Origin of the sequence: Pseudomonas citronellolis (assembly GCF_029335315.1) — a bacterium.
In the GTDB taxonomy this organism is placed as follows: Bacteria; Pseudomonadota; Gammaproteobacteria; order Pseudomonadales; family Pseudomonadaceae; genus Pseudomonas; species Pseudomonas citronellolis_A.
On sequence record NZ_JARJLT010000252.1, the window covers coordinates 1 to 7618 of the forward strand.

Consider the following 7618-nt stretch of genomic DNA (forward strand, 5'->3'; position numbering starts at 1 on the left):
GCCGCCGGCGCCAGGCATTCGAACAGCGGGCGCAGGCGCTGCACCGCCGCCTCGCTGCCGCCGATCATCAGGCTGTAGCCCTCGGCCAGGCCCCAGACGCCGCCGCTGGTGCCGCAGTCCAGGTAGTCGACTCCCTGGGCGACGAAGGACGCGGCGCGGCGCACGCTGTCCTGGTAGTAGGCGTTGCCGCCTTCGATGAGGGTGTCGCCGGCCTGCAGCTGCGGGCGCAGCTGTTCCAGGGTGGCGTCGGTGATCTCGCCGGCCGGCAGCATCAGCCAGAGCACGCGCGGCGACGGCAGCTGCGCCAGCAGCGCGGCGAGGGAGTCGGCAGTACCCGCGCCCTGCTCGGCGAGCGCGGCGCGCGCTGCATCCTTCGGGTCGAAACCCACCACCTGATGGCCGCCGCGCAGCAGGCGCAGGGCCATGTTGGCGCCCATGCGCCCCAGGCCGATCATGCCGAGTTTCATGCGATCTCCTCCCGTTGGGCCGCCGCCTTCGTGCAGGCGGGCGTGCGGATACGAGTGTAGGCGGCGCCTCGGTCGCTCGCCTTTGGTCGGCCCAATCCTAAATTTAAATTGAATTTAAATTTAGACAGGATCAGACTGGCTGGCATCCTCCCTCGTCCGGATTCCCAGCCCATGACCACAGCCCACCGCGAACCGCGCAAGGACGGCGAAGCCACCCGCACGCGCATTCTCGAGGCGGCCGGCGAGTTGTTCGCCGCGCACGGCTTCGCCGAAGCCAGCAACAAGGCGGTGGCGGCCAAGGCCGAGGTCGACCTGGCCTCGATCAACTATCACTTCGGCAACCGCGACGGCCTCTACCAGGCCGTGCTCGACGAAGCGCGGCGGCGGCTGATGGATATCGCCGACCTGCAACGCATCACCCAGGGCGCGAAGCCGGCCACCGAGAAGCTGCGCGAGCTGGTCGAGCTGGTGGTGCGCAAGGCCGCGCGCGGCGGCGAAAGCTGGCACCTGCGGGTGCTCGCGGCGGAAATCCTCGCGCCCACCAGCCACGCGCAGAGCCTGGCGCGCAGCGAGGCGCGGCTGAAGCTGACGCTGCTGCAGGGGCTGTTCAGCGAGATCACCGCGATTCCCGTGGACGACCCCGCCCTGACCCGCTGCATCCTCTGCGTCACCGCGCCCTGGGCGATGCTGCTGATCGGCCCGCGCGGCGGCCCCGGCTACCTGCAGGCGATCGTCGAGATGCCCGCCGAGGTGGTGTCGGCGCAGCTCTATGGCTTCGCCCTGGCCGGCCTGCGTGAAATCGGCCGGCAGTACGCCCAAGGCGCGCGCGGCTGAACCCACGCCTCCAACCCACCCTCTTTCAGGCCTACCCCATGCAACCGGCGTCCGAGCGTACCCAACCTTCCAGCGCCGCCACGGAACAGGCGCACCCGCCGATTCCGCTGCTGCTCGCCGCGCTGTTGCTGGCGATGTTCCTCGCCGCGCTGGACCAGACCATCGTCTCCACCGCGCTGCCGACCATCGTCAGCGACCTGGGCGGGCTGCGCTGGCTGTCCTGGGTGGTCACCGCCTACCTGCTCGCCTCCACCGTGGTGGTGCCGCTGTACGGCAAGTTCGGCGACCTCTACGGCCGCAAGCGCGTGCTGCAGACGGCCATCGGCCTGTTCCTGCTCGGCTCGGTGCTGTGCGGCATGGCGCAGAACATGACCCAGCTGATCCTCTTCCGCGCGCTCCAGGGCCTGGGCGGCGGCGGGCTGATGGTGGTGGCCATGGCGGCCATCGGCGACGTCATCCCGCCGGCCGAGCGCGGCCGCTACCAGGGCCTGTTCGGCGGGGTGTTCGGCCTGGCCACGGTGGTCGGCCCGCTGATCGGCGGGTTCCTGGTGGAGCACCTGTCGTGGCGCTGGATCTTCTACATCAACCTGCCGCTGGGGCTGCTCGCGCTGGCGGTGATCGGCAGCGTGTTCCGCCCGCACGTGGCGCGGGTGAAGCATGTGATCGACTACTTCGGCGCGTTCTTCCTGACCCTGGCGCTGGCCTCGCTGGTGCTCATCACCAGCCTCGGCGGCAGCCTGCTGCCCTGGGCCTCGATCGACATCCTGTGCCTGGCGCTGTTCGCCATCGTCGGGGTGGTCGGCTTCGTGCTGGAGCAGCGCAGCGCCGTCGAGCCGATCATGCCGCCGCACCTGTTCCGCCACCGCACCTTCGTGCTGGCCAGCCTGATCGGCTTCATCGTCGGGGTGTCGCTGTTCGGCTCGGTGACCTACCTGCCGCTGTACATGCAGGTGGTCAAGGACGCCACGCCGACCAGCGCCGGCCTGCAGATGCTGCCGCTGATGGGCGGCCTGCTGCTGGTGTCGACCCTGACCGGGCGGATCATCAGCCGCTGGGGCCGCTACCGCATCTTCCCGATCCTCGGCACGCTGTTGCAGACCATCGCCCTGGGCCTGCTCAGCCGCCTCGACCTGCACACGCCGATGGCGCTGATGAACCTTTACATGGGCCTGCTCGGCGCCGGCCTGGGGATGGTGATGCAGGTGCTGGTTCTGGCCGTGCAGAACAGCGTGGAGTTCCGCCATATGGGCGTGGCCACCTCCGGCGCCACGCTGTTCCGCTCCATCGGCGGGGCCATCGGCGTGTCGCTGTTCGGCGCGCTGTTCTCGCACTCGCTGCTCGGCCGCCTGGCCGACTTCCCGGCCAGCGCCGGCTCGCCCGCCAGCCTGTCGCCGGCGGACGTCCACGCCCTGCCGGCGGCCTTGCAGCAGGCTTACCTGGAGGCGTTCTCAAGCTCCATGCACGGGGTCTTCCTGATGGCCTGCGGCGTCACCCTGCTGGCCTTCGCGCTGTCCTGGTTGCTGCAGGAAGTGCCGCTGCGCAAGGCCGGCGCGGCCTGAGGCGGCCGGCGCCGGCGCGCGGGTTTCACAGCGAGCGGCGGCGGTACTCGCGGTAGCGCGGGGCCCAGAAGTTGCGCTCGATGGCGGCCAGCAGCATGTCGTCCGGGGTTTCCAGGGCCACGCCCTGGGCCTGCGCGCGCTTGGCCACGGCGAAGGCGATGCGCCGGCTCACCTGCTGGATGTCGCGCAGCGGCGGCAACACCGCGCCACCCTCCCCGGTCACCACCGGCGAGCACTCGGCCAGGGCGTTGGAGGCGGCCATCAGCATCTCCTCGGTGACCCGCCGCGCGCCGGCGGCGATCACCCCCAGGCCGATGCCGGGGAAGATGTAGGAGTTGTTGCACTGGGCGATGTGGATGCTGCGCCCGCCGTGCTCCACCGGCTGGAACGGGCTGCCGGTGGCGACCAGCGCGCGGCCTTCGGTCCACTGGAGGATTTCCGCCGGGGTCGCTTCCACCCGCGAGGTCGGGTTGGACAACGGCATCACCAGCGGCAGCGGGCAGTGCTTGTACAGCTCGCGGATCACCGCTTCGCTGAACAGCCCGCGCTGCCCGGACACGCCGATCAGCACCGTCGGCCGCGCCCGGCTCACCACTTCCAGCAGACCGATGCCGTCCTCGCCGCGCTGCCAGTCGGCGACGTCGGCGGCCTTCTGCGCCAGCTTGGCCTGGAACTCCAGCTGGCCGTCCATGCCCTCCACCAGCAGGCCGTGGCGGTCGACCATGAAGATGCGCTGGCGCGCCTGCGCCTCGCTCAGGCCTTCCAGCTGCATGGCGGCGATGATGTGCTCGGCGATGCCGCAGCCGGCGGAGCCGGCGCCAACGAAGGTGATCACCTGTTCGCTGAGCGTCTGCTGCTTGACCTTGCACGCCGCCAGCAGGGTGCCGACCGCCACCGAGGCGGTGCCCTGGATGTCGTCGTTGAAGCAGCACAGCTGGTCGCGGTAGCGCGCAAGCAACGGCATGGCGTTGGTCTGGGCGAAGTCCTCGAACTGCAGCAGCACGCCCGGCCAGCGGCGTTGCACCGCGCGGATGAACGCCTCGACGAAGTCGTCGTAGTCCTTGCCGGTGATGCGCGGGTGGCGCCAGCCCATGTACAGCGGGTCGTCCAGCAGCGCCTGGTTGTTGGTGCCGACGTCCAGCACTATGGGCAGCGTGTAGGCCGGGCTGATGCCGCCGCAGGCGGTGTACAGCGACAGCTTGCCGATGGGGATGCCCATGCCGCCGATGCCCTGGTCGCCGAGGCCGAGGATGCGCTCGCTGTCGGTGACCACGATGATCTTCACCTTGTCCTTGGTGGCGCTGCGCAGCACGTCGTCGATGCGCTCGCGGTCCGGCCAGGAGACGAACAGGCCGCGGTGGGTGCGGTAGATCTTCGAGAAGTCCTGGCAAGCCTGGCCGACGGTGGGGGTGTAGATGATCGGCAGCATCTCCTCCAGGTGGCCTTCGAGCAGGCGGAAGAACAGCGTCTCGTTGTTGTCCTGGATGGAGCGCAGGTAGACGTGCTTGTCGAGGTCGGAGGCGCACTGCAGGTACTGCTGGTAGACGCGCTCGGCCTGTTCCTCGATGGTCTCCACCGTCGCCGGCAGCAGGCCGCTGAGGTTGAAGTCGATGCGCTCCTGCGGGGTGAAGGCGCTGCCCTTGTTGAGCAGCGGCATCTCCAGCAGCGCCGGTCCGGAATAGTGGGTGTACAGCGGGTAGTTGGTCTGGCGATCGGTCATGGCTTTCTCCACTGCCTGCATGCCGGGGCGAGGCTTCGAAAAATGACGACGCCCCGGGCAGGTCGGCCGCGAGGCGTCGTCGAGGGTAACGCGCGAAGGTTTCAGTGTTCCAGCGTGGCCTCCAGCGCCGAGGGCCCGGCGGCCAGTTCACGGCGCAGGGTGGCTTCGTCGAGCTGCCTGCACCACTTGGCCACCACCACCGTGGCCACGCCGTTGCCGACCAGGTTGGTCAGCGCGCGGGCTTCGGACATGAAGCGGTCGATGCCGAGGATCAGCGCCAGCCCGGCCACCGGCAGGTGGCCGACGGCGGACAGGGTCGCGGCCAGCACGATGAAGCCCGAACCGGTGACCCCGGCGGCGCCCTTGGAGGCGATCAGCAGCACCGCCAGCAGGGTCACCTGGTGGATGATGTCCATCTGCGTGTCGGTGGCCTGGGCGATGAACACGGCGGCCATGGTCAGGTAGATCGAAGTGCCGTCGAGGTTGAACGAGTAGCCGGTGGGAATCACCAGGCCGACCACGGTCTTGTCGCAGCCGAGCTTCTCCATCTTGGCGATCATGCGTGGCAGCGCCGACTCCGACGACGAGGTGCCGAGCACGATCAGCAGTTCCTCGCGGATGTAGTTGATGAAGCGCAGGATGTTGAAGCCGTGGTAGCGCGCGATGCCGCCCAGGACGATGAGCACGAAGAGGATGCAGGTGAGGTAGAAGCACAGCATCAGCTCGCCCAGCTGCACCAGCGAGCCCACGCCGTAGGCGCCGATGGTGAAGGCCATGGCGCCGAACGCGCCGATCGGGGCGACCTTCATGATCACGTTGATGATGTTGAACATCACCTGGGTGAAGCGCTCGATGAACACGAAGATCGGCTTGCCGTAGTCGCCCATGCGGTGCAGCGCGTAGCCGAACAGCACGGAGAAGAACAGCACCTGGAGGATGTCGCCATTGGCGAAGGCGCCGACCACGGTGTTGGGGATGATGTTCATCAGGAACTCGATGGTGCTCTGCTTGGCGCCGGCCGAGGCGTAGGTGGCGACCTTGCTGGCGTCGAGGCTGGCCGGGTCGACGTGCATGCCGACACCGGGCTGGACGATGTTGACCACCGCCAGGCCGATGATCAGCGCGACGGTCGACACCACCTCGAAGTACAGCAGCGCCATGCCGCCGGTCTTGCCCACCGCCTTCATGCTCTGCATGCCGGCGATGCCGGTGACCACGGTACAGAAGATGATCGGCGCGATGGCCATCTTGATCAGTTTGACGAAGCCGTCGCCCAGGGGCTTCATCAGCACCGCCGTCTGCGGGAAGAAGTGCCCCAGGGCAACGCCGAGGGCGATGGCGAACAGCACCTGGATGTACAGGCTCTTGTAGAAGGGTTGCTTGGTCATCGCGGCTACCTTTCTGCGGTTCGGCGCTGGCCGTCCTGGCCACGGCGCCCGACACAGCAACGGCGTCCCGCTCCGGGAGCGCCACAGGGGTCCTGCGACCATCCGCCGGCACAGGCCTGCGGAAAGCTTGTTACCTGGTGTTTCTGACTGGTGCTTCTGACTATAGGCGCTCCGCGCCGGAGTGGCGTTGCGACTTCCGCCGTCAGCCGGCGCGGCCCGCCTCTGTCATTCGGCGCCGCGCGGGCACGCGGTCGCCCTTTCACGGGCGCCCGGCGGTATCTTCGAGGGTCCGCCGAGCGCTTGCGCCAACCACGAGCCAGACGATGTCCGACCCCACCCGTTCCCAGGCCGCGAAAACCACCGCCAGCGGCGCACCCGTCAGCCTGTGCGAGGCCCTGCTGTTCTGGCTGAAGCTGGGCTTCATCAGTTTCGGCGGCCCGGCCGGGCAGATCGCGATCATGCACCAGGAGCTGGTCGAGCGCCGTCGCTGGATCAGCGAGCGGCGCTTCCTCCACGCCCTGAACTACTGCATGTTGCTGCCGGGGCCGGAAGCCCAGCAGCTCGCCACCTACATCGGCTGGCTGATGCACCGCACCTGGGGCGGAATCATCGCCGGCGCCCTGTTCGTGCTGCCGTCGCTGTTCATCCTCATCGGCCTGTCGTGGCTCTACGTCGCCTTCGGCGAGGTGCCGGTGGTGGCCGGCCTGTTCTATGGCATCAAGCCGGCGGTCACCGCCATCGTCGTCCACGCCGCCCTGCGCATCGGCTCGCGGGCGCTGCGCAACGCCTGGCTGTGGGCGCTGGCGGCGGCCTCCTTCGTCGCCATCTTCGCCGTTGGCGTGCCCTTCCCGCTGATCGTCCTGGCCGCCGCCCTGCTCGGCTACCTCGGCGGCCGCCTGCTGCCCGCGCGTTTCGCCGTCGGCGGCCACCACCAGGCGGCGAACGCCCGTTACGGCCCCGCCCTGATCGACGACGACACCCCGCCCCCGGCGCACGCGCGCTTCCGCTGGGGGCGCCTGTTGCGCCTGGCGCTGGCCGGCGCCGCGCTCTGGCTGCTGCCCATGGGCCTGCTGTGCGCCGCCTTCGGCTGGCACGGCACGCTGACGCAGATGGGCTGGTTCTTCACCAAGGCCGCCCTGCTCACCTTCGGCGGCGCCTACGCGGTGCTGCCCTATGTGTACCAGGGCGCGGTCGGCCACTATGGGTGGCTGTCGCCCACGCAGATGATCGACGGCCTGGCGCTGGGCGAGACCACGCCGGGACCGCTGATCATGGTGGTGGCGTTCGTCGGCTTCGTCGGCGGCTACCTGCAGCCGATGTTCCACGCCGACCAACCCTTCTTCACCGGCGCCCTGGCGGCGAGCCTGGTCACCTGGTTCACCTTCCTGCCGTCGTTCCTGTTCATCCTCGCCGGCGGCCCGCTGGTGGAGTCGACGCACAACGAACTGAAGTTCACCGCGCCGCTGACCGCCATCACCGCCGCCGTGGTCGGGGTGATCCTCAACCTCGCGCTGTTCTTCGGCTATCACGTGCTCTGGCCGCGGGGCTTCGCCGGCGCCTTCGACTGGCCCTCGGCGCTGATCGCCGTCGGCGCCGGCGTCGCGCTGCTGCGCTACCGGCGCGGGGTGATCCCGGTCCTGCTGGCGTGCG

General features: G+C 69.2%; 6 protein-coding genes. 3 read left to right on the forward strand and 3 right to left on the reverse strand.

The window, feature by feature from the left end:
* Positions 1-467, reverse strand: a 467-nt coding sequence (locus P3W75_RS19090) for an NAD(P)-binding domain-containing protein (protein WP_276228870.1), incomplete at its 3' end; no start/stop codon positions are given.
* A 171-nt stretch (positions 468-638) separates the two neighbouring features.
* Between P3W75_RS19090 and P3W75_RS19095 the strand changes: the two genes are divergently transcribed.
* Together P3W75_RS19095 and P3W75_RS19100 are read left to right on the forward strand one after the other, a co-directional pair.
* Positions 639-1301, forward strand: coding sequence for a TetR/AcrR family transcriptional regulator (locus tag P3W75_RS19095; protein ID WP_276228871.1), 663 nt, complete (start codon positions 639-641; stop codon positions 1299-1301).
* Between the two features lie 38 nt (positions 1302-1339).
* Positions 1340-2860: an MDR family MFS transporter gene (locus tag P3W75_RS19100; RefSeq protein WP_276228872.1), complete on the forward strand. Its 1521-nt coding sequence runs from the start codon at positions 1340-1342 to the stop codon at positions 2858-2860.
* Between the two features lie 25 nt (positions 2861-2885).
* Here P3W75_RS19100 and P3W75_RS19105 read toward each other — a convergent pair whose 3' ends face one another.
* Together P3W75_RS19105 and P3W75_RS19110 are read right to left on the reverse strand one after the other, a co-directional pair.
* On the reverse strand, positions 2886-4580 hold the full coding sequence (locus P3W75_RS19105; RefSeq protein WP_276228873.1) for an NAD-dependent malic enzyme: 1695 nt from the start codon (positions 4578-4580) through the stop codon (positions 2886-2888).
* Positions 4581-4681: 101 nt separating this feature from the next.
* Positions 4682-5968 carry a dicarboxylate/amino acid:cation symporter gene (locus tag P3W75_RS19110; RefSeq protein WP_276228874.1) on the reverse strand — a complete coding sequence of 429 codons (1287 nt, stop codon included), beginning with the start codon at positions 5966-5968 and terminating at the stop codon, positions 4682-4684.
* A 323-nt stretch (positions 5969-6291) separates the two neighbouring features.
* Between P3W75_RS19110 and chrA the strand changes: the two genes are divergently transcribed.
* Positions 6292-7618, forward strand: a 1327-nt coding sequence (chrA, locus tag P3W75_RS19115) for a chromate efflux transporter (protein ID WP_276228875.1), incomplete at its 3' end; no start/stop codon positions are given.

What these genes read in the sequence shown, in the direction of transcription:
- P3W75_RS19095 (WP_276228871.1), top strand. Translation starts at nt 639, where the DNA reads ATGACCACAGCCCACCGCGAACCGCGCAAGGACGGCGAAGCCACCCGC.
- P3W75_RS19100 (WP_276228872.1), top strand. Translation starts at nt 1,340, where the DNA reads ATGCAACCGGCGTCCGAGCGTACCCAACCTTCCAGCGCCGCCACGGAA.
- P3W75_RS19105 (WP_276228873.1), bottom strand. Translation starts at nt 4,580, where the DNA reads ATGACCGATCGCCAGACCAACTACCCGCTGTACACCCACTATTCCGGA.
- P3W75_RS19110 (WP_276228874.1), bottom strand. Translation starts at nt 5,968, where the DNA reads ATGACCAAGCAACCCTTCTACAAGAGCCTGTACATCCAGGTGCTGTTC.